Source organism: Aminobacter sp. J41 (genome assembly GCF_000526635.1).
Taxonomy (GTDB): Bacteria; Pseudomonadota; Alphaproteobacteria; order Rhizobiales; family Rhizobiaceae; genus Aerobium.
Genome location: NZ_JAGL01000012.1, coordinates 63,957 through 84,305, shown reverse-complemented (window position 1 = coordinate 84,305; position 20,349 = coordinate 63,957). Strand labels below are relative to the sequence as shown.

Annotated in this window: 21 protein-coding genes; 7 read left to right on the top strand and 14 right to left on the bottom strand. The window is 63.2% G+C overall.

Annotated elements, in window-relative coordinates; all coding sequences use genetic code 11:
- Window positions 1-38 precede the first annotated feature (38 nt).
- Window positions 39-1,172 carry a site-specific DNA-methyltransferase gene (locus L630_RS0110595; protein WP_024848232.1) on the bottom strand — a complete coding sequence of 378 codons (1,134 nt, stop codon included), beginning with the start codon at window positions 1,170-1,172 and terminating at the stop codon, window positions 39-41.
- Between the two features lie 144 nt (window positions 1,173-1,316).
- Here L630_RS0110595 and L630_RS0110590 point away from each other — a divergent pair, with 144 nt between their 5' ends.
- Entirely contained in the window at window positions 1,317-2,006 is a 690-nt protein-coding gene (locus L630_RS0110590; protein ID WP_024848231.1) for an HAD family hydrolase, read from the top strand.
- A gap of 65 nt (window positions 2,007-2,071) precedes the next feature.
- Here the strand turns inward: L630_RS0110590 and L630_RS0110585 are convergent, their stop codons facing one another.
- Entirely contained in the window at window positions 2,072-2,650 is a 579-nt protein-coding gene (locus L630_RS0110585) for a hypothetical protein (protein WP_024848230.1), read from the bottom strand.
- A 119-nt stretch (window positions 2,651-2,769) separates the two neighbouring features.
- On the opposite strand from L630_RS0110585, the gene thrC reads away from it, so the two are divergent.
- From thrC to L630_RS0110565, 4 genes are all read left to right on the top strand, one after another.
- Entirely contained in the window at window positions 2,770-4,170 is a 1,401-nt protein-coding gene (thrC, locus tag L630_RS0110580; RefSeq protein WP_024848229.1) for a threonine synthase, read from the top strand.
- A 14-nt stretch (window positions 4,171-4,184) separates the two neighbouring features.
- Window positions 4,185-5,471, top strand: a complete 1,287-nt coding sequence (locus L630_RS0110575; protein ID WP_024848228.1) for a pitrilysin family protein — start codon at window positions 4,185-4,187, stop codon at window positions 5,469-5,471.
- Window positions 5,472-5,487: 16 nt separating this feature from the next.
- Window positions 5,488-6,084: a GNAT family protein gene (locus L630_RS0110570; protein ID WP_024848227.1), complete on the top strand. Its 597-nt coding sequence runs from the start codon at window positions 5,488-5,490 to the stop codon at window positions 6,082-6,084.
- A gap of 84 nt (window positions 6,085-6,168) precedes the next feature.
- The gene (locus L630_RS0110565) at window positions 6,169-8,976 is read left to right on the top strand and encodes an EAL domain-containing protein (protein WP_084465903.1); all 2,808 of its coding nucleotides are present in this window, start codon (window positions 6,169-6,171) and stop codon (window positions 8,974-8,976) included.
- 38 nt (window positions 8,977-9,014) lie between these two features.
- On the opposite strand, the gene L630_RS0110560 is transcribed toward L630_RS0110565, so the two are convergent.
- Window positions 9,015-9,599 carry a YqgE/AlgH family protein gene (locus L630_RS0110560; RefSeq protein WP_245263709.1) on the bottom strand — a complete coding sequence of 195 codons (585 nt, stop codon included), beginning with the start codon at window positions 9,597-9,599 and terminating at the stop codon, window positions 9,015-9,017.
- Between the two features lie 144 nt (window positions 9,600-9,743).
- Between L630_RS0110560 and L630_RS0110555 the strand changes: the two genes are divergently transcribed.
- Entirely contained in the window at window positions 9,744-10,565 is an 822-nt protein-coding gene (locus tag L630_RS0110555; RefSeq protein ID WP_051473193.1) for a protein-disulfide reductase DsbD domain-containing protein, read from the top strand.
- Window positions 10,566-10,641: 76 nt separating this feature from the next.
- Window positions 10,642-11,124, top strand: a complete 483-nt coding sequence (locus tag L630_RS0110550) for a peroxiredoxin (protein ID WP_024848223.1) — start codon at window positions 10,642-10,644, stop codon at window positions 11,122-11,124.
- 44 nt (window positions 11,125-11,168) lie between these two features.
- Here L630_RS0110550 and rnhA read toward each other — a convergent pair whose 3' ends face one another.
- The 11 genes from rnhA to coxB all read right to left on the bottom strand — a co-directional run bounded on the left by rnhA (window position 11,169) and on the right by coxB (window position 20,131).
- A complete protein-coding gene (rnhA, locus tag L630_RS0110545) occupies window positions 11,169-11,609 on the bottom strand; it encodes a ribonuclease HI (protein WP_024848222.1) in 441 nt (146 codons plus the stop codon).
- On the bottom strand, window positions 11,606-12,574 hold the full coding sequence (locus tag L630_RS0110540) for a homoserine kinase (protein ID WP_024848221.1): 969 nt from the start codon (window positions 12,572-12,574) through the stop codon (window positions 11,606-11,608). Before L630_RS0110540 ends, rnhA begins: the two co-directional genes overlap by 4 nt.
- A gap of 5 nt (window positions 12,575-12,579) precedes the next feature.
- On the bottom strand, window positions 12,580-13,581 hold the full coding sequence (gene ispH / locus L630_RS0110535; protein ID WP_034329940.1) for a 4-hydroxy-3-methylbut-2-enyl diphosphate reductase: 1,002 nt from the start codon (window positions 13,579-13,581) through the stop codon (window positions 12,580-12,582).
- A gap of 53 nt (window positions 13,582-13,634) precedes the next feature.
- Complete coding sequence (locus L630_RS0110530) at window positions 13,635-14,384, bottom strand: SURF1 family protein (RefSeq protein WP_024848219.1); 750 nt, start codon at window positions 14,382-14,384, stop codon at window positions 13,635-13,637.
- Window positions 14,381-14,779, bottom strand: a complete 399-nt coding sequence (locus tag L630_RS0110525) for a DUF983 domain-containing protein (RefSeq protein WP_024848218.1) — start codon at window positions 14,777-14,779, stop codon at window positions 14,381-14,383. Before L630_RS0110525 ends, L630_RS0110530 begins: the two co-directional genes overlap by 4 nt.
- Window positions 14,780-14,862: 83 nt before the next feature.
- The gene (locus L630_RS0110520; protein ID WP_024848217.1) at window positions 14,863-15,744 is read right to left on the bottom strand and encodes a cytochrome c oxidase subunit 3; all 882 of its coding nucleotides are present in this window, start codon (window positions 15,742-15,744) and stop codon (window positions 14,863-14,865) included.
- A gap of 1 nt (window position 15,745) precedes the next feature.
- Entirely contained in the window at window positions 15,746-16,372 is a 627-nt protein-coding gene (locus L630_RS0110515) for a cytochrome c oxidase assembly protein (protein ID WP_024848216.1), read from the bottom strand.
- Between the two features lie 10 nt (window positions 16,373-16,382).
- The gene (locus L630_RS23155; protein ID WP_034329937.1) at window positions 16,383-16,550 is read right to left on the bottom strand and encodes a hypothetical protein; all 168 of its coding nucleotides are present in this window, start codon (window positions 16,548-16,550) and stop codon (window positions 16,383-16,385) included.
- The gene (locus L630_RS0110505) at window positions 16,544-17,482 is read right to left on the bottom strand and encodes a heme o synthase (protein ID WP_024848215.1); all 939 of its coding nucleotides are present in this window, start codon (window positions 17,480-17,482) and stop codon (window positions 16,544-16,546) included. Before L630_RS0110505 ends, L630_RS23155 begins: the two co-directional genes overlap by 7 nt.
- Before the next feature lie 89 nt (window positions 17,483-17,571).
- Window positions 17,572-19,224: a cytochrome c oxidase subunit I gene (gene ctaD, locus L630_RS0110500; protein ID WP_024848214.1), complete on the bottom strand. Its 1,653-nt coding sequence runs from the start codon at window positions 19,222-19,224 to the stop codon at window positions 17,572-17,574.
- 34 nt (window positions 19,225-19,258) lie between these two features.
- On the bottom strand, window positions 19,259-20,131 hold the full coding sequence (coxB, locus tag L630_RS0110495) for a cytochrome c oxidase subunit II (RefSeq protein ID WP_245263707.1): 873 nt from the start codon (window positions 20,129-20,131) through the stop codon (window positions 19,259-19,261).
- Window positions 20,132-20,349 lie beyond the last annotated feature (218 nt).

Below are 20,349 nucleotides of genomic sequence, written 5' to 3'. Positions count from 1 at the left end.
AGCGACCCTTTTCCATATTCGTCTCGCCGTCCAGTCCCTTACGCCCCGGCCTTCTCCATGCTGAGGCGGACGATCCGGCGCAGTTCATCGATCGGCATCAGGCCACCCTCGCGCTCATAGTGCCAGAAGGTCCAGCCGTTGCAGGCGTCCAGCCCTTGAACATGGGCGCCGACCTTGTGGATCGAGCCGGTCAGCTCGCCGCAGTCGAGCGTGCCGTCGGCGCGGACCTGCGCCGAGTAGCGACGCTTGGCGTCATAAAGGCGTGCGCCCGGCTTGATGAGGCCGTTGTCGAGCAGGCTGACGAAGGCGACTCGCGGCTCGGCGCGCTTGCCGGTCATGACCTTGAGCTCGGCATGTCCGAGCGGATGCACCTTGGCGATGCGGTCGAGGGCCGCGTCGATGTATTTCTGCTCGCGCTCGACGCCGACGAAGTGACGGCCAAGACGCTTGGCGACGGCGCCGGTCGTGCCCGAGCCGAAGAACGGGTCGAGGACGACGTCGCCCGGCTTGGTCGACGACAGCAGAACGCGGGCCAGCAGCGCCTCCGGCTTCTGCGTCGGGTGGATCTTGTCGCCGTTCTCGTCCTTGAGGCGCTCCGAGCCGGTGCAGATCGGGAACAGCCAGTCCGAGCGCATCTGCACGTCGTCGTTGGCGGCCTTCATCGCCTCGTAATTGAAGGTGTAGCCCTTTGCCTTCGGATCGCGTGAAGCCCAGATCATGGTCTCGTGCGCGTTCTGGAACCGGCGCCCGCGGAAGTTCGGCATCGGATTGGTCTTGCGCCAGATGATGTCGTTGAGGATCCAGAAGCCGAGATCCTGCATGATGGCGCCGACGCGGAAGATGTTGTGGTACGAACCGATAACCCAGATCGTGCCTTCGGGCTTCAGCACGCGGCGCGCGGCCAGCAGCCAGGCGCGGGTGAAGGCGTCGTAGGCCTCGAAGCTCTCGAACTGGTCCCACTCGTCGTCGACCGCGTCGACCTTGGACTGGTCCGGACGGTGCAGGTCGCCGTCGAGCTGCAGGTTGTAGGGAGGGTCAGCGAAAATCACGTCGACCGACTTCTCCGGCAAGCGGTTCAGCGCCGCCACACAATCCCCTTTCAGGATCGTGTCGAGCCACTGGGCTGCAGGAGCGACTGAGGAAAGCTCGTGGAAAGGACGCACTGCTGACATGGGACACCGAAAAACGCTTACTGGTTTACTGTCCGTTATGGTTACCGAGCAGCGTAAATTTTTGGTGAACCTCGAAAATTTGCCGGCGCGGCGCGCATGGTGTAAGCGGCGCGGCCTGATCGCGAAATTGCTGGAGTAGCGCCTATGTCAGAAATCGATCTCGTCATCTTCGACTGCGACGGCGTCCTCGTGGACTCCGAAATCATCGCCGCGCGCGTCGAAGCCGAGCTGCTGACCAAGGCCGGCTACCCGATCGAACCGGAAGACCTTGCTCGCGTCTATGCGGGTCTGACCTTCAAGGAGATCATGCTGCGCATCGAGCAGGAATCGCAGCAGCTGTTCCAGGCGACGCTGATCGACGAGGCCGAGAAGCTAGTCGACCGCCGGCTTGCAACCGAGGTAAAGCCGATCGAGGGCGTGCATGCCGCCGTTGGCTCGGTCACCGGCAAGCGCTGCATCTGCTCGAACTCCGCGAAGGAGCGCATCAACGCGATGCTGGCGCGCACCAATCTCGCGCCCTACTTCAAGGACGTGATCTTTTCCTCACTCGAAACTCCGTCCGCGAGGCCGAAGCCGGCACCGGACGTGTTCCTCTATGCGGCTGAGAAGATGGAAGCGAACCCGAAGCGCTGCTTCGTGATCGAGGATTCGGTGCATGGCATTGCCGGGGCCAAGGCCGCCGGCATGCGCGTCATCGGCTTTACCGGCGCGTCGCACACGCATCCCGGCCATGCGGACCTGTTGATGGAAGCAGGCGCGGAAACCGTCATCCGCCGCTGGGCGGATTTCCCTGCGGTGCTCGCCGCGTTGTCGGAATGGTCGGAAGACGCGTGAGCGTCAGCCGCACGCGCAAGGAGCATTTCCGCGGCCCCCGCGGAAATGCCGGAGGCTTTGCCGAATTACTTCGGCTGCTTGAAGCCGATCAGGATGCGGATGTTGCGCTGATCCGGATTGGGCATCGAAACCGAGGTGTCGGTCAGCATGAACTGCGTTGCGCCGACGGTATCGGAGATGGCGACCTGATGATTGATCGTCCGTTCGTCGATGACCTCGTTGTCCCGGTAAATGGTGATCTGCAGCGGCAGCTGGACGGTGCCGACGGCGCCGACCGGACCCGGAATGACCCTGCCCGCGACCGCGATCGTCATGTTGGTCATGCCGTTGCCATAGGTGCAGGCGCGGGTCGCATCGGAAATCATCGCGCGGTAGACCAGCTTGGACGGGTCACCATCACCGCCGCGCTGGTAGGTGTCGTGCACCGCGTTGCGCTCGCGCATCGACACTGCCGGGCAGTAGGCCAGCAGCTCATCGGCCGTGACCTTCCCCTCCGGGATCGTCTGCTGCACCTGCTGTTGCTCGCTCGCGCCGCCGCCGAGTGCAGCAAGCGGATTGCTCGACTGACAGCCGGAAAGCGCGAGCGCCAGGCCCAGAATGGAAAAAACTGCGGCAGACCCGCGTCGAGATGCTCGTGCCACCATAAACTGCACTTCCCTACAGCAAAGCTGCCGTTCTATACCAACGCGCCAACGAAAATGCGACGGGGCGTTTGCGGTTTTTACCCATACATCATCGTCTACGACAAAATGGACAGTCCGATATGCGCTATGTGAGCACAAGGGGCAGCGCGCCCGAACTCGGTTTTCGCGATGTACTGCTGGCAGGGCTGGCGCGCGACGGCGGCCTCTACGTGCCCGCCGAATGGCCGACGCTGACGGGCGACGAGATCCGCTCGCTGCGCGGCCTTTCTTACCCCGAGCTCGCGGTCAAGCTTCTCACCCCGTTCGTCGACGGGGAGATCGAGGCCGAGACCTTCTCGCGCATCGTGCACGAGGCCTACGCCACCTTCCGCCACGACGCGGTCTGCCCGATCGTCCAGACCGGCTCGAACGAGTTCATCCTCGAGCTTTTCCATGGCCCCACGCTGGCGTTCAAGGACGTCGCGATGCAGCTGCTTGCGCGGCTGATGGACCATGTGCTTGCCGAGCGCGGCCAGCGTGCGACCATTGCCGGCGCCACCTCGGGCGACACTGGCGGCGCCGCGATTGAAGCCTTCGGCGGCCGCGACCGCACCGACATCTTCATCCTGTTCCCGCACAACCGCGTCTCGCCGGTGCAGCAGCGCCAGATGACGACGTCGAGCGCGGCGAACGTCCATGCTATCGCCGTTGAGGGCAACTTCGACGACTGCCAGGACCTCGTGAAAGGCATGTTCAACAACCATGCCTTCCGCGACCGCGTGCAGTTAGCAGGTGTCAACTCGATCAACTGGGCCCGCATCATGGCCCAGATCGTCTACTACTTCTCGTCGGCCCTTTCCGTAGGCGCTCCAGACCGTCCGGTTTCCTTCACGGTTCCGACCGGCAATTTTGGCGACATCTTCGCCGGCTATGCAGCGAAGCGCATGGGCCTGCCGATCGAGAAGCTGGTGATCGCCACCAACGACAACGACATCCTCGCCCGCACCCTCGCCACCGGCGTCTATGAGACGCGCGGCGTCATCGAGACGACCTCGCCGTCGATGGACATCCAGGTGTCGTCCAATTTCGAGCGCCTGCTGTTCGAAGCCGCTGGCCGCAATGCGGACACGGTCGTCCGCTACATGCAGAGCCTCAAGCAGTCCGGCCAGTTCACGATTGCCGCGGACGAGCTTGAGCGCATCCGTGCCGAATTCTCGGCCGGCCGCTCCTCGGTGGACGAGACCGCGGCGACCATCCGCAGCGTGCTCGAATCGTCCGGCTACCTCGCCGACCCGCACACCGCGACCGCCATCAAGGTTGCGCGCGAGCAGGCTTCGACGGCCGCGCCGATGATCGTCCTGTCGACGGCTCATCCGGCGAAGTTCCCCACAGCGGTGGAAAAGGCCTCCGGCATCTCGCCCGCGCTTCCGCTGTGGCTTGGCAAACTGATGGAGCGGGATGAGAAGTTTACGGTGCTTCCATCGGACCCGAAAATGGTGGAAGATCATATTGGCCGTCTGACAAGGGCGACCCAAGTCTAGGGAGTTCAGACTATATGGGTGTTGAGGTAAGCCGTCTGTCGAACGGCCTGACAGTCGCAACCGAAACCATTCCGAATTTCGAATCCGTCGCTTTGGGAGTTTGGGTAAAGTCGGGTGCGCGCAACGAGCGCGACGACGAGCACGGCCTCGCCCATCTTCTCGAACACATGGCTTTCAAAGGTACCGGAAGCCGCAGCGCCTGGAAGATCGCCTCGGAAATCGAAGATGTGGGCGGCGAGATCAACGCCGCCACCAGCGTTGAATCAACGTCCTTCTATGCCCGCGTGCTGAAGGACAACGTCCCGCTCGCCATCGACCTGCTTGCCGACATCCTCACGGATTCGAAGTTCGATCCGATGGAGCTCGAGCGCGAACAGCATGTCATCCTGCAGGAAATCGGTGCGGCGCACGACACGCCTGACGACATCGTGTTCGACCGCTTCACCGAGACCGCCTTTCTCAACCAGACGCTCGGCCGCTCGATTCTCGGCACGCCCGAGACGGTGCAGTCCTTCACCTCGCAGGATCTGCGCGCCTTCATCGAGCGCCAGTACGGCGCCGACCGCATGGTCGTGGTCGCCGCCGGTGGCGTTACCCACGACGAGTTCGTGCGCGAGGTCGAAAAGAAGTTCGGCACCTTCCGTCCGCATGCGCAGGTCGAGGACCCGCAGCCGGCGAAATATGTCGGCGGAGACTTCCGCGAGGTGCGCGACCTGATGGACGCGCAGGTCGTGCTCGGCTTCGAGGGCCGCGCCTACCACGTCCGCGACTTCTACGCCTCGCAGGTTCTGTCGATGATCCTCGGCGGCGGCATGTCGTCACGCCTGTTTCAGGAAGTGCGTGAGAAGCGCGGCCTCTGTTACTCGGTCTACGCGTTCCACTGGGGCTTTTCCGACACCGGCATCTTCGGAATCCACGCCGCGACCGACAAGGGCGGCATCGCCAAGCTGGTCCCGGTCATCGCCAAGGAGCTGCAGCGCGCCGGCGAGAACATCACCCAGGAAGAGCTTGACCGGGCCCGCGCGCAATACCGCGCCGGCCTGATCATGTCCGAGGAAAGCGCGGCAAGCCGCGCCTCGCAGATCGCCCGGCAGATGCTGCTGTTCGGCAAGCCTGTGGACAAGGACGAGCTGATGACGCGCCTCGGCGCGCTCACCGTCGAGCGCCTCCGCGACCTGTCGCAGCGGCTGTTCTCGACCCGACCGACGATTGCCGCGGTCGGCCCCGTCAGCAAGCTGCCCGCCTACGAGGCGATCAGCAGCGCCCTGCCCTCCCCGGTCGAGCGCAAGCTCGCCGTCTAGGTGCCGGGCACTGCGCGTGTTCGACTTCCCCTTCCTCCGCCGCGAACCTCCGGTGCTGAAGGGGAAGCGTGCCACGCTCCGCTTTCCACGCCCCTCCGATTATCGCGAATGGGCGGCGCTGCGCCGTGACAGCCGCGCCTTCCTTGAGCCGTGGGAGCCACGCTGGGCTCCCGACGAGCTGCATCGCAGCGGCTGGAACAACCGCGTCCGCCGCTACCGGCAGGAATATGCCGCCGGATCGGCCATCGCCTACCTGATCTTCGAGAACGAAGAGAACCGGATGGTGGGGGGCATCACCATCGGCAACATCCGCTACGGCGTGGCTCAGACCGCGCAGATCGGCTACTGGATGGGAGAGCGCTACGCCGGCAAAGGCTACATGCAGGACGCCATTCAGGCCCTGATTTCCTATGCGTTCGACCAGATGAGGTTGCACCGGATCGAGGCGGCCTGTATTCCCTCAAACGCACGTTCCATTCATGTGCTTCAAAAAGCCGGATTTACGCGCGAAGGCCTGTTGCGCTCCTACCTGCGCATCAATGGCGTCTGGCAGGATCACTTCATCTACGCCCTGATCGCGGATGACCGCAGGGCCAATGAAACAAGAGGCTGATCGGTGAGATCAACGGTTCGAACGGCGCTCTCCTCTGTCTGCGCGGCGCTGGTGCTTCTCTTCGCGTTGCCCCTGCTGCCGGCGATGGCGATTGAGCCGATCACGATCTCGAAGAACGATGTTGCCCTCGACCTCTCGCGCGCTGTGGAAATCTACCGCGACCAGGGCGAAAACTTTCAGGTATCCACAGCCCCGGGCCTCGACGGCATCGTCCGCCGCATCGAGGTGAGCGCGCTCGATGAGCGTTCGACGGGTGACTGGGCCGTATTCGCCCTCGCCAACACCACCGACGAACAGATCGACCGCCTGATCGTGGCGCCGCACTACCGCCTGGTCGGCTCGGGACTTGCGTGGCCGGATCTCGGCTCCAACCGCATCGCGGCGATCACGCCGAGCGAGGGCTTCGCGCTCGACCGCCAGCCGAGCCGCGACGCCGACGTCTTCCTTGTCACGCTCAACCCCGGCTCGATCGTCACCTTCATCGCCGAACTGTCCTCGCCGAACCTGCCGCAGGTCTATCTTTGGGAGCCGGAGGCCTACAAGGACACCATCAACTCCTACACGCTGTTCCGAGGCATCGTCATCGGCATCGCGGGCCTGCTGGCGCTGTTCCTGACCATCCTGTTCGTGGTCAAGGGAACGTCGATGTTCCCGGCCACCGCGGCGCTTTCCTGGGCGGTGCTCGCCTATATCTGCATCGACTTCGGCTTCCTCAACCAGATGCTGTCGATCTCGGCGCAGGATGCGCGGCTGTGGCGCGCGGGCACGGAGGTGGCGCTTGCTGCGACGCTGGTCGTGTTCCTGTTCACCTACCTCAACCTCAACCGCTGGCATCTGCATTTCAGCTACGGCACGGCCGCCTGGGTGCTGGCGCTCTGCCTGCTTGCGGGCGTCGCCTATTTCGACCCGGCTGTCGCGGCCGGCATTGCCCGCTTCTCGTTTGCGCTCACCGCCGTCGTCGGCCTCGGCATCATCGCCTACCTGTCGTTCCAGGGCTATGACCGCGCCATTATGCTGGTGCCCAGCTGGCTGATGATCCTGGTCTGGCTCGCCGGCGGCTGGCTCGCCGTCACCGGCTCGCTCGCCAACGACATTGTCCAGTCGGCTCTGACCGGCGGCCTCGTCCTCATCATCCTGCTGATCGGCTTCACCGTCATGCAGCACGCCTTTGCCGGCGGCGCCCTGCACCAGGGCCTGTTCAGCGACATGGAGCGCCAAGCGCTCGCGGTCACCGGCTCCGGCGACATCGTCTGGGACTGGGATGTGCTGCGCGACCGCGTCATCACCAAGCCGGATGTCAGCCGCATGATCGGCCTCGAGCCCGGCGCGCTGCACGGCGCTGCGCGCCTTTGGCTGCCTGCGCTGCACGCCGACGACCGCGACACCTTCCGCACCACGCTGGACGTGATCCTCGAGCACCGGCGCGGCCGCATCTCGCAGTCGTTCCGCCTGCGCGGCGCCGACGGGCACTATCACTGGTTCACGCTGCGCGCGCGTCCGGTCATCGGCTCCGACGGCGAGATCATCCGCTGCGTCGGCACGCTGGTCGACGTCACCGAGCAGAAGAAAGCGGAAGAGCGCCTGCTGCACGACGCCGTCCACGACAACCTCACCGGCCTGCCCTCGCGCGAGCTTTTCCTGAACCGCCTCGAAGCCGTCATCTCGATCGCCAAGACCGAGGAGAACGTGCGCCCGACGGTACTGGTCATCGACCTCGACCGCTTCAAGATGGTCAACGAAGGCCTTGGCATTTCGGGCGGCGACACGATCCTCCTGACTATTTCCCGGCGCCTGCACCGGCTGCTCAAGCCCGGCGACTCGCTGTCGCGCTTTGCCGGCGACCAGTTCGCCATGCTGATCCTGTCGGAGCAGAACTCGCAGCGCATCGCCGACGTGGCCGAAGCTGTGAAGCAGGCGATCAACCTGCCGATCACCTTCGCCAAGCGCGAGATCATCCTCGCCGCATCGATCGGCCTCGTCTCGTGGAACTCGTCGCAGTCGAGCGCCGAGGACATGGTGAAGGACGCCGAGCTTGCCATGTATCAGGCCAAGCGCTTCGGCGGCGACCGCATCGAGCCGTTCCGCCCGGCCTTCCGCTCCGTGGGCACCGACCGGCTGCAACTGGAATCGGACCTGCGCCGGGCCGTCGAGCGTCAGGAACTGCGTCTCGTCTATCAGCCGATCGTCCGTCTAGAGGACCGCTCGGTCGCCGGCTTCGAGGCGCTGCTGCGCTGGGAGCACCCGCGCCGCGGCTCGATCCCGCCGTCAGACTTCATCCCGGTGGCCGAGTCCTGCGGCCTCATCGTCCAGCTCGGCCTGTTCGCGATGCAGCAGGCGGCAGACGACCTCGCATCCTGGCTCAAGCAGATCGGCGACGTGCCGCTGTCCGTTTCGGTCAACCTGTCGAGCCGGCAGCTCATCCGCCGCGACCTCATCAGCGACGTCCGCTCTGTCGTCGCCCGCGCCGGCCTCAACCCGCGCTGCTTCCGGCTGGAGCTGACGGAATCGCTGGTGATGGACAATCCGGAGCAGTCGGCCCACGTCCTGTCGCGCCTCAAGCAGCTTGGCGTCGGCCTGTCGCTCGACGATTTCGGTACCGGCTACTCGTCGCTGTCCTACCTGACGCGCTTCCCGTTCGACACGATCAAGATCGACCGCAGCTTCATCGACGACACCAGCCCGAAGCGCTCGGTGCTGCTGCGCTCCATGGTCAACATGGCGCACGATCTCGGCCTGTCGGTTGTCGCCGAAGGCGTTGCCGACGAGAACGACGCGCTCGAGCTGCGTCAGATGGGCTGCGAATACGTTCAGAGCTTCCTGTTTGGCCCGCCGCTGACGTCAGACGTGGCAATGAAGCTCCTCAAGGAGCAGTATCCGCTGGTTCAGGTCTGATTAGGGAAAAAGCCGCCCCGGCGTTTCAGGGACGGCGCTCAGGCGTGACCGGCCTGCGAACTCAGGTGCATCGGATTGATGCCGATCGACGCGAGAATCCGCTCGTACTTGTGGTCGATATCGGCGTCGAACAACAGTTCGGTATTCGCCGGGCAGGTCAGCCAGCCATTCTGCGCGATCTCATCCTCCAGCTGCCCCGCACCCCACCCGGAATAACCGAGCGCCATCAGCGCGTGGCGAGGGCCGCGGCCGGAGGAAATCGCGCGGAGAATGTCGACCGTCGCTGTCAGGCAGATATCGTCGGAGACCGGCATTGTGGATTCGACCATGTAGTCGTCGCTGTGGAGCACGAAGCCCCTGCTGCGGTCCACCGGGCCGCCATTGCGGATGATGATGTCGCGGGCCGGCGACGGCAGGCGGATCGCCTGCTTCTCGTCGAGAATGCCAAGTTGCACCATCAGGTCGGGGAACTGGAGTTCCTGCACCTGGTTGATGATGATGCCCATGGCGCCCTCTTCGCTGTGGGCGCACATGTAGATCACCGACCGCGCAAAGCGCTCGTCCTGCATGCCGGGCATGGCCACCAGGAACTGGTGATCGAGGAAGCCGCTCTTGGCTTTCATTTTCGAACCCATCAAGCTCATCGACACGAAGCTACTGCTTTTCGCGCTTGGTTGGCCAGCACACAATTCGTGCAGTCACTACACTCACACATTTATGATGCTCTTGCGAGGCCGCCCTGATTGCCTAATGCAGCGTGAAAGACAATGTTCCGTACCATGTCGATGATCCGCCTCCTTGCACTCGCATCTCCGGTCCTGCTGCTCGCCTCGCCCGCCTTTTCCGCGTCAAGCGAGTGGTATCAGGTCGAGGGCGGAGCCATCCGTTTCGTCACGGCGGGCCAGCCCGGTCCTGACGGTTTGATCAGGGGCGCGCTGCAGATCGACCTGGCTCCCGGCTGGAAGACTTACTGGCTTGACCCTGGCTCCTTCGGCGTGCCGCCGCAAGTGTCGGTCAACGTGCAGGACAAGGCCGCCGAGGTCGAGGTCGGCTTTCCGGCGCCGCAGCGTTTCGATGACGGCTATGCCCAGTGGGCCGGCTACGACGAACCCGTTGCCCTTGCCCTCACCTTCCGCCTGCCGGAAGGCGTCGCCAACGCACAGGACGTCACCGCTCATACCTTCCTGGGCGTCTGCGAGACGATCTGCATTCCCGTGCAGGCGGAACTGACGCTGTCGCTCGGCGACAATGCGGACGCTGCGGAAGAAGCAGCCATCGTTGATGCGGCCTTTGCTGCCCTCCCCGCCCCTGCGGAGGAGAATCTCAACGTCGACCTCGTCAGCACCGACGACAAGGCAATCGTTATCGATACAAAGCTGCCTGAGGGCGTTTCTGCGCTCGACCTGTTCGTTGCTGGCAACGAAAACCTGTCGCTGGAGGCGCCCGAACTCGTTTCCGCGGGCGGCGGAACCTCGCCCCGCTTCCGCATTCCAGTCGCATTCCGCACGCCGGGCGCGGAGCCTGAGCGGCTTCGCTACACGCTGCAGACGAGTGCCGGAGCTTTCAGCGGGGAACTCTCCCTGCGTTAGTTTCGTTGCAAAGCGACCTGCGCCCGGCTATCGCTGACCGGGAACGAAACCGCTCTCTCATTTTTCGAGGTACTCCATGACCATTGCTGTAGGCCAGAAGCTGCCTGACGTGACCTTCATGACCCCGACGTCTGACGGTCCGAAGCCGATCACCACGGGCGAAGTCTTTGCCGGCAAGAAAGTCGTGCTGTTCGGCGTGCCCGGCGCGTTCACGCCGACCTGCTCGAACAACCACTTGCCGGGTTACCTCGAAAACCTCGACGCGATCCTCGCCAAGGGCGTGGACACCGTCGCCGTGGTCGCCGTCAACGATGCCTTCGTCATGGGTGCCTGGGCCCGCTTTTCCGGCGCGGAAGGCAAGATCCTGCACCTCGCAGACGGCAGCGCCCAGTTTGCCAAGGCCGCCGGCCTCGAGTTCGATCTGTCGGAGCGTGGCCTTGGCCTCCGCAACCGCCGCTTCTCGATGATCGTCGAGGATGGTGTGGTCAAGTCGCTTAACATAGAGGAAGGCGCTGGCGTCGACGCGTCGGGTGCCGCCACGATTCTCCAGCAGCTCTGATAGCTGATTGCAGTTGGCCGCGTCCTTATGGGCGCGGCCTTCGCCTATCTCTTCTTGAAAGGCTCCATGCCGAGGCGCGCCAGTTCGTCGGCGCGCTCGTTCTCCGGATGTCCGGCGTGGCCCTTCACCCAGTTCCAGTGGATCTTGTGGCGACGCGTCGCCTCGTCGAGCGCCTGCCACAGCTCGGCATTTTTCACCGGCTTCTTGTCGGCCGTTCGCCAGCCGTTTCGCTTCCAGCCATGGATCCAGCCCGAGATGCCATCCATCACATATTTGCTGTCGGTATAGAGATCGACCTCACACGGCTCCTTCAGCGCGTTGAGCGCCGTGATGGCCGCCAGCAGCTCCATGCGGTTATTGGTCGTCTCCGCCTCGCCGCCATTCAGTTCCTTGGTCACGCCGTTGAAGCGCAGGATCGCGCCCCATCCGCCGGGACCTGGATTTCCCGAGCAAGCCCCGTCGGTAAAGATTTCGACGCGCTTCATTTGCTCTCGAGGCCGTATTCGCTGGCCGAGGCGATCTGGCGGTGGAACCGCATCTTGCGCACATACTCGAGCGGATCGCGCTTCTGCACCAGCGCGCCGTTGGGACCGTGCAGCCAGTCGTAGAGGCGGGTCAGCATGAAACGCAGCGATGCGCCACGGCATAGCAGCGGCAGCGCCTCGACCTCATCCTTCCGCAGCGGCCGGATGCTCTGGTAGCCCGCCAGCATCGCAGTGCCCTTGGTCAGGTTGTACGAATGGTCGCGCTCAAAGCACCAGGCATTGAGGCAGATCGCCAGATCGTAGGCGAAGAAGTCGTTGCAGGCGAAGTAGAAGTCGATCAGTCCCGACAGCTCGTCGCCGAGGAAGAAGACGTTGTCGGGAAACAGGTCGGCGTGGATCACGCCCGCCGGCAGGTCCTTCGGCCATGCCGAGGCGATGGCGGCAAAGTCGGCATCGACTTCGGCCACCAGACCCTTCTCGACCTCGTCGGCGCGCTCATGGCAGCCGTCCCACAGCGTCTTCCATCCCGGTACTGAAAGCGCGTTGGCGCGCTTCAGTTCAAAGTCAGAGCCCGCCACATGCAGCTTTGCCAGCGCCTCGCCGACCGCGCGGCAGTGGACGGCCGTCGGACGGCGTGGCCACATGCCTTCGAGGAAGGTGATGATCGCCGCCGGGCGCCCGGCAAGGTCGCCGATCAGGCTGCCGTCATTGCGCTTCACCGGCAGCGGGCAGGTGACGTCGCGCGTGGCGAGATGTACCATCAGGCCGAGGAAGAACGGCAGATCGTTGCGGTCGACGCGCTTTTCGTAGAGCGTCAGGATGTAGGACGCCTTGGTCGTGTGCAGCAGGAAGTTCGAGTTTTCCGTGCCCTCCGCGATGCCCTTGTAGGACAGCAGATCGCCAATGTCGTAATCGCGCAGGAATGCGCCAAGCTCTTGCTCGGTGATGTCGGTGTAGACGGCCATGTGGGTCAGGCGTTTCCGTTGACGAAAGCCATGTCGGCGGCCGTCAGCTCGACGTCGCGCAACACGCGGTTGACGGGGAAGTTTTCGGTCTCTTCGGCAGTAACAGCCAGTTCGACGGCAACCTCGAAGCGATCGCGGAAGGCGTTGATGATCTCGTCGACGATCAGCTCCGGCGCAGAGGCACCCGCGGACAGGCCGAGAACGGAAATGTCGCCGATCTCGCCCCACGGGATTTCATCGGCCCGCTGCACCAGCATGCTGCGCTTGGCGCCAGCCCGCTCGGCGACCTCAACGAGGCGCTTGGAGTTCGACGAGTTCGGCGCACCGACGACGAGGAAGAGGTCGGTGCCGGGTGCCGCGTACTTCACTGCTTCCTGCCGGTTCGTGGTCGCATAGCAGATCGATTCGGCCGCCGGCGCCTGGATGTTCGGGAAGCGCTGCTTCAGCACACGGATAATGCCGTCGGTGTCGTCCACCGACAGTGTCGTCTGGGTGACGAAGCCGAGCGCGTCCGGATCGTTCGGCTGGATGGCCATAGCGTCAGCCTCGGTCTCGACAAGCGTCACCGAGCCTTCCGGCAGCTGACCCATCGTGCCGATAACTTCGGGGTGGCCCGCATGGCCAATCAGCAGCACATGGCGGCCCTGGCGCTCATGGCGCATCGCCTGCTTGTGCACCTTCGACACCAGCGGGCAGGTCGCGTCGAGATAGAACAAGTTGCGCTGCTCGGCATCCGCCGGCACCGACTTCGGCACGCCATGGGCGGAAAACACCACCGGCTGCGAATGATGTTCCGCCGGGATCTCGTCGAGTTCCTCGACGAAGATCGCGCCCTTGGCTTCCAGCCCCTCGACCACATACTTGTTGTGGACGATCTCGTGGCGGACATAGACCGGCGCGCCGTATTTCTTCAGCGCAAGCACCACGATCTGGATGGCCCGATCCACGCCGGCGCAGAAGCCGCGCGGGTTGCAGAGCCTGATGGTCAACGGAGTTTTCATCGACATGTCCAAATCGTGCCTGTTCACGGAAGGCAGATGGCGTCTGCCGGCCCGCGATGTCAAGTTTTGCGCTGGCGCACCAGCCATACAGCAAGGACCCCCACCAGCACCGCGGCAAGGCTGTACCAGGTGAGCGCGTACTCAAGATGGCTGTTCGGCAGGCTGATCATCGTCACCCCGCCGACCGGCAGCCCGCCCGGGTTAGGCGTATCGTCGGCATCGACGAAAAAGCGGAGATAGTTATCCGGCTGGCCGACACCCGAAGTCCCCGCCATAGCCTGCAGGTCCTTCCAGTAGAAGACGTTCTTCGCCAGGTCGTTGTCGGGCACCATCATCGACGGCTTGCCGTCGAGCTCGTTGCGCGCAAGACCGGTGATGCGCATGACGCCCTCCACCTGGCCGTCCTGGCGCTTCGAGGCATCCTTCAGGTCGAAGGGGACGAAGCCGCGATTGATGAACAGCAGGCGGCCGTCCTGCAATTCGAGCGGCGTGTAGACGTAGTAGCCCGACTTGCCCTCGTGGGTCGCGAAGAAATGGCGCTCGCCTTCGTGACGGAAGGTGCCTTCCACCGTAACCGGCCAGTAGTCGACATCGCCTTCCGACCCGAGCAACTGCTCGATCTCCGCAAGCGGGCGCGGCTCCGAGGCGACGCGCTGCTCGATCGTCGCGATCAGGTTCTCCTTCCAGCCCAGGCGCTGCACCTGCCAGGTGCCGAGGCCCAGCAGGATCGCCAGCGCGACCAGCGCCGCGGCCAGGAATACGACCTGCCCCAGACCCCAGCCGCCGCGGGCAGTGCCGGCCTGGGTCATTGCCGGTCTCCGAGGCGGCCTTCCGCGGCCTTGTTGCGGTACTGCAGGACGATCAGCAGGCCCTTCAGCATCCTGAGCGCCATCAGGCCGAGGATAAGGATCATCGGTACCCACAACACGAAGTGCAACCAGAGCGGCGGGTTGTAGGAGACCTCCAGCCACAGGGCGAGGCCGCAGACCAGGAAGCCAATCAACAGAATGACGAAGACGACCGGACCGTCGCCAGAATCGGCAAAGGAGTAATCGAGGCGGCACACGCCACAGCGCTCGCCGACCGACAGAAAACCCTTGAACAGGCGTCCCTGCCCGCAGCACGGGCAGTGGCCGGAAAGACCGGCCTTGATCGGGTCGACCGGCGGCCAGAGAGCTTCGTCGTGATGGTGATGTTCACTCATTGCGCGGTTCTTTGCATAGCCAGGCGATAGAAAAAAGGCGGCCGCGCCACGCGACCGCCTTTCATTGTCTAATCACCGCGGGATCAGTGATGCGCGATCGGTGCGCCCCACGAACCCCAGACGTAGATCGCGGCGAAGAGGAACAGCCACACCACGTCAACGAAGTGCCAGTACCAGGCGGCTGCCTCGAGGCCGAAATGCTGCTTCGGCGTGAAGTGGCCTGCCATGGCGCGCAGCAGGCAGACGAGCAGGAAGAGGGTTCCGACAATCACGTGGAAGCCGTGGAAGCCGGTCGCCATGAAGAAGGTCGCGCCGTAGATCGAGTTGGTGAAGTCGAACGGGGCAACCATGTACTCGTAGGCCTGCACGCCGGTGAACAGGATGCCGAGCAGGACCGTGATGACCAGGCCCCAGACAAGACCGCGGCGGTCGTTCTCGAGCAGCGCATGGTGCGCCCAGGTCAGCGTCGTGCCGGACAGCAGCAGAATGATGGTGTTGTAGAGCGGCAGGTGGAAGGCGTCGATGATCTCCAGACCCTTCGGCGGCCACTGGCCACCGGTGTACTCGACGCGGGCAACCTGCGCTGCCTCATTCGGGAAGAGGCTCGCGTCGAAGAAAGCCCAGAACCACGCCACGAAGAACATCACTTCGGACGCGATGAACATGATCATGCCGTAGCGAAGGTGCAGGGAGACCACGCGGGTGTGGTGCCCTTCGTGTGCCTCGCGGATGGTGTCAGCCCACCAAGCGTACATCACATAGAGCACACCGGCGAGACCAACGAAGAACAGCCACGGCGTCGCAAGCGGGATACCGAGGAAGGTGTAATCGACGTTACCCTTCAGGTACTGCATCCACGAGACGCCGCCCACCGCCATGGTGAAGACGGATACGCCCGCCAGGAACGGCCAGGGACTGGGGTCGATGATGTGATAGTCGTGTTGTTTTGCGTGTGCTTCTGCCATGTCATCCCCCGAAACTGGTATCGGCGTCAGTTTTGCTCTTGATCGACGCTGCCGATGAAACCTCCGACTTCTCCCCGTTTATCGGGAAGAAGGTATAGGACAGCGTCAATGTGGTAAGGTTCTTCAGTTCCTTGACGTTGACTATTTCCGGGTCAACGTAGAACACAACCGGCATCTCCATAGTCTCTCCCGGCTGCAGTGTCGTGTCCGTGAAACAGAAGCATTCCATCTTCATGAAGTAGGCGCCGGACAGCGGCGGCGATACGTTGAAGGTGGCGCGCCCTGCGAGCGGCTTAGACGTAATGTTCGTGGCCTCGTAGGCTACCTGGACAGTCTCGCCAATCCTTAGCGTCACTTCGCGCTGCTTCGGCGTGAACTCCCAGCCAAGCCCGCCCGACACGTTGGCGTCGAAGCGGACTTTGATCTCCTTGTCGAGAATGACATCCGAATACTGGTTGGTGCGCTGCGTCGTGCCACCATAACCGGTCACGCGGCAGAACATGTCGTAGAGCGGGACTGCCGCGTAGGCCATGCCGATCATGCCGGCAAAGAACCCGACACAGACGAGGGCCAGCCGGCGGTTGGACCGCTGGACGTTGTCGCTGACAGGTGGCTGTGCGTCGCTCATCCCGATCTTCCTAAAAAGGCCGACTGAAGACGTTCGGACCCATCTTCACGATGGTGACGATGTAGACCACCACGACGAAGGCGGCGAGCGCCACGCCCAGCGCGACCGAACGGTTGCGGCGCGCCTTCTTCTGCTTGTCGGTCAACTCGATGCGGTCATTACCCACGGCAGTCACCATGCAACTCCGAAATCTGCGAGGATGCTGTCGGCAAGCAACGCCGTGAAGATGGCAAAGAGATACAGCAGCGAATACCCGAACAGCGCCTTGGCGGGCTTCATGCCGCGGTCGCTCTCCGGCATCAGCAGGACCTTCCAGGAGTACCAGACAAAGCCGGCACCGAGAGCCGCAGCCAGGATACCGTAGGAATAGCCGGCATAGCCCGCCAACGTGGGCAAGACGCCAGTGATGGCAACCAGGACGGCGTAGGCGAAGATCTGCCGCTTAGTGGACGCCTCGCCTGCCACATTGGGCATCATCGGAACGCCGGCGCGCTCATAGTCTCCCGACTTGAACAGCGCGAGCGCCCAGAAATGCGGCGGGGTCCACAGGAAAATGATCATGAACTGGAGAACGCTGTAGAGGCTGATGTCGCCGGTCGCAGCTGCCCAGCCCACCATGGGCGGGAACGCGCCCGCGGCGCCACCGATGACGATGTTCTGAGGCGTCCAGCGCTTCAGCCACATCGTGTAGATCACAGCGTAGAAGAAGATCGTGAAGGCGAGCAGCCCGGCGGCCAGCCAGTTGGCGATCAGACCGAGCGCAAGCACGGAGAAACCGGAAAGCACCAGGCCGAAGACAAGTGCTTCGCCCGGCAGCACGCGCCCCGCCGGCACCGGCCGCTTGTGGGTGCGCGACATGACGGCGTCGATGTCGGCGTCGTACCACATATTGAGTGCGCCGGACGCACCCGCACCGACTGCGATAGCAATGATGGCGAAGCAGGCGATGAACGGATTGATCGGGGCCTGCGCAGTGACGAGTCCGACGAATGCCGTGAAGACGACGAGCGACATCACCCGTGGCTTCAGAAGCGCGATGTAATCGCTCGCGTGTGCCTCTGACACACGAAGCGCGACGTCATCGAAACTTTGCTTTTCCACGAGGGACATTACTCACGTGTTCCACTTGTTATTTCTTATTCTGGTTGGATCGCCGGCCGGAGCCGGCGATCCGGATTCTTTTGGTCAGTTACCGGCGATCACTTGATCTTCGGCAGCTGCTCCCACTGGTGGTACGGCGGCGGCGACGAAAGCTGCCACTCGAGGGTCGTTGCACCCTCACCCCACGGATTGGCGCCAGCCTCGCGCTTCTTCGAGAAGGCCTCGAACACGCCGTAGAGGAAGATCAGGACGCCGATGCCCGCGATGTACGAACCCCAAGACGAGATCATGTTCCAGCCAGCGTATGCATCCGGGTAGTCGATGTAGCGGCGCGGCATGCCGGCCAGACCCAGGAAGTGCTGCGGGAAGAAGATCAGGTTTACGCCGATGAAGGTGACCCAGAAGTGGGTGCGCGCGATCAGCGGCGAGTACATGTAGCCGAACATCTTCGGGAACCAGTAGTACCAGGCAGCGAAGATCGCGAACACGGCGCCCAGCGACAGCACGTAGTGGAAGTGCGCAACCACATAGTAGGTGTCATGCAGCGAGCGGTCGAGGCCTGCATTCGCGAGCTGAACGCCGGTCATGCCACCAACCGTGAACAGGAAGATGAAGCCGATCGACCACAGCATCGGAGCGCGCATGGAGAGCGAGCCGCCCCACATGGTCGCGATCCACGAGAACACCTTGATGCCCGTCGGGATGGCGATCACCATCGTGGCGAACACGAAGTAGCGCTGTGCATTGAGCGAAATGCCGGTGGTGTACATGTGGTGCGCCCACACGACGAAGCCGACGACCCCGATCGCGACCATGGCGTAGGCCATGCCCAGGTAGCCGAAAATCGGCTTGCGCGAGAAGGTCGAGACGATGTGGCTGACGATGCCGAAGCCCGGCAGGATCAGGATGTACACCTCCGGGTGACCGAAGAACCAGAACAGGTGCTGGTACAGGATCGGGTCACCGCCGAATTCCGGCGTGAAGAAGGCAGTGCCGAAGTTGCGGTCGGTCAGCAGCATGGTGATCGCACCAGCGAGAACTGGCAGCGTCAGCAGCAGCAGGAATGCCGTCACCAGCACAGACCAGGCAAACAGCGGCATCTTGTGCAGGGTCATGCCCGGCGCACGCATGTTGAAGATCGTGGTGATGAAGTTGATGGCGCCGAGGATCGACGAGACACCAGCAACGTGCAGCGAGAAGATCGCGAAGTCACCAGCCGGCCCAGGCGAGCCCATCGTCGACAGCGGCGGATACATCGTCCAGCCAGTACCGGCACCATAACTACCAGCCGAACCCGGCATGAAGAACGAGATGATCAGCAGCAGCAGCGCGGGCGGCAGCAGCCAGAACGAGATGTTGTTCAGACGCGGGAACGCCATGTCCGGAGCACCGATCATGATCGGGATCATCCAGTTGGCGAAGCCGCCGATCAGCGCCGGCATGACCATGAAGAAGATCATGATCAGGGCGTGATAGGTGGTGAAGACGTTGAACATCTCCTTGCCGCCATCGATCGCGGCATCACCCTCGAGGCCGTAGACCATCGAGGCAAGGCCGTGGAAGATCTGGATGCCGGGCTCAGCCAGCTCCCAGCGCATCATCACGGAAAGGAAGAAACCGAGGAGACCCGAAAAGATCGCGAAGATCAGATAGAGCGTCCCGATGTCCTTGTGGTTTGTAGAATAGACCCAACGCGTCCAGCCAGTCGGCTTGTGGTCGTCGTGGGCTCCATGGGCCGCAGCGCCTGCCATATTCCCGCTCCGTATCTTGTTATTCTGCGCCAACTCAGTTGCCTGCGTTGGCGACGTTGAGCTGCTTGCCATCAACTGCGGCCAGCAGCGCTTTGTTCGCTTCGCCAAGATCGTTCTGCGCAGCGGCGCGCCAGATGTCGTACTGCTCCTGGCTCACGACGCGGACCGCGATCGGCATGAAGGCATGATCCTTGCCACACAGCTCCGAGCACTGGCCGTAGAAAATGCCCTCGCGCTCTGCCTTGAACCAGGTTTCGTTGATACGGCCCGGCACGGCGTCGACCTTGATGCCGAAAGACGGAACCGCGAAGGCGTGAATCACATCGCCGCCGGTCACGAGGACGCGAACGGTCGTGTTGACCGGAACGACAAGGTCATTGTCGACGGCCAGCAGACGCGGGTAGCGCGCAGTGTCCTGCTTGCCCGTTGCCTCGCGATCTTCGTCCACGAGGCGGAACGACGAGAAGGTGAGAGGCTCTTCGTCCTGGTACTCATAGTCCCAGTACCACTGGACGCCGGTCGCCTTGACCGTGAGGCCAGGCTCCTCTTCCGGCGTGTACTGCGCGGTGAGCAACTGGAACGAGGGAACAGCAATGAAAATGAGGGCAATGACCGGGCCGACCGTCCAGATCACCTCGATCAGAGTATTGTGGCTGGTGCGCGACGGCGTCTTGTTGACGCTCTCGCGGTAACGAATCAGGCACCAAAGCAGCAACGCCAGAACCAAGAGAGTCACCGGCACGATGAACGCCAGCGTGTAGCGTTCAAACCAGATGATCTCTTCCATGATTCGCGTTGCAGGTTCCTGGAAGTTCAGCTGCCACGCAGTCGGCTGGCCTGCAAATGCAGCCGTCGCCGCCAGGACCGGCGAAAATGCGCCCAGTCCCGCAATGATTCTCTTAGTCACCCTCTTCATCTCCCAGTCGATCCTCTCGACGAAATCTTAAGGCGCCAGCTCGCTCCTCGTGTAAGGCGCGCGGCGATCATCGTGACTTCAAACACACTCTCATATCTACCGCAAGGAAGGCGTCGGTGGATATGTGCGGCATTTTTGCGCGCGCAGGGCGAAGTTTTTCAGTCCCGCCTTGATTTCGCTCAACTCATACCAAATTGGAGACCATTCGT